Here is a 1,143-nt window from a genome sequence, read left to right as displayed (position 1 = left end):
TGGTCCCAGGTGATGGGTGTGGATGAGATCGAGTCGGAGTTCGATGGGGATATGCCGGCGTTGTCGGCGTTGGAGATCGGTGCGTTTGTTGCGGACGGGGTGTCGGGGCCGAGGTTGGAGGCGGTGTTCTCGTTCCCGTCGGGGGTGTTGGAGCGGGGTGAGGTGGAGGAGCTCGCGGGGTTGTGGTCGCGGGCGTTGTCGGGTCTGGCGGGGTTTGTGGAGGGTGGGGGTGTGGGGGGTCTGACGCCGTCGGACCTGTCGTTGGTGGGGGTGTCGCAGGGTGAGATCGAGGTGTGGGAGGAGCGGTATCCCGGGTTGCGGGATGTCTGGCCGTTGACCCCGCTCCAGTCCGGACTCCTCTTCCACACCGTCCTGGCCGATGGCGAGTCCGCCCTCGACGCCTACCAGATGCAGTTGGTCTTCCACCTGTCGGGAGAGACCGATCCCCGGCGGATGCGTGCGGCGGGGCAGGCGCTGCTGGACCGGCACGCCAATCTGCGGACCGCGTTCGTGTCCCATGCTGGTGGTGGCTGGGTGCAGTTGGTCACCGAGGGGGTCGAGCTGCCGTGGCGGGAGCTCGATCTGAGGCGGCTGTCCGAGGCTGAGCGGGAGGCGGAGCTGGAGCGGTTCCTGGCCGAGGACCACACGGTCCACTTCGATCCGTCCGCGCCGCCGCTGCTGCGTCTCGCGCTGGTCCGAATGAGCGAGGACCGCTCCGAACTGGTCCTCACCGCCCACCACATCCTCTTCGACGGCTGGTCGGGGCCGCTGCTGATGGAGGATCTGCTGCGGCTGTACGGTGCCTCCGGTGATGCCTCCGGTGATGCCTCCGGTGATGCCTCCGGGCTGCCCCAGGTCCGCGGCTACCGCGACTTCCTCGTCTGGCTCGACGGCCAGGACCAGGAGGCCGCGTCCCGCGCCTGGGCCGACGCACTCGACGGAATCGACGAACCCACCCTGCTGGCTCCCTTGACCACTCCGGCCGAGAGCGACGAACCCGGTATCGGACATGCCGATGTCTCTCTCGACATAGCCGAGACCAGGGAACTCGCCCGGCGGGCGGGTGGGCTGGGTGTCACGGTGAACACGCTGGTGCAGGGTGCGTGGGCTCTGCTGCTCGGTCAGTTGACCGGGCGTCAGGAC

The 1,143-nt window shown here is 68.6% G+C and carries 1 protein-coding gene; it reads left to right on the top strand.

Annotation, left to right across the window (positions count from 1 at the left end):
- Window positions 1–231: 231 nt before the first annotated feature.
- Window positions 232–1,143, top strand: a 912-nt coding sequence (locus ACIQAK_RS33000) for a condensation domain-containing protein (RefSeq protein ID WP_366392982.1), incomplete at its 3' end; no start/stop codon positions are given.

The sequence above is a fragment of the Streptomyces sp. NPDC088706 genome, from assembly GCF_044752765.1.
GTDB lineage: Bacteria > Actinomycetota > Actinomycetes > Streptomycetales > Streptomycetaceae > Streptomyces.
This window is presented reverse-complemented; position numbering and strand designations above follow the sequence as displayed.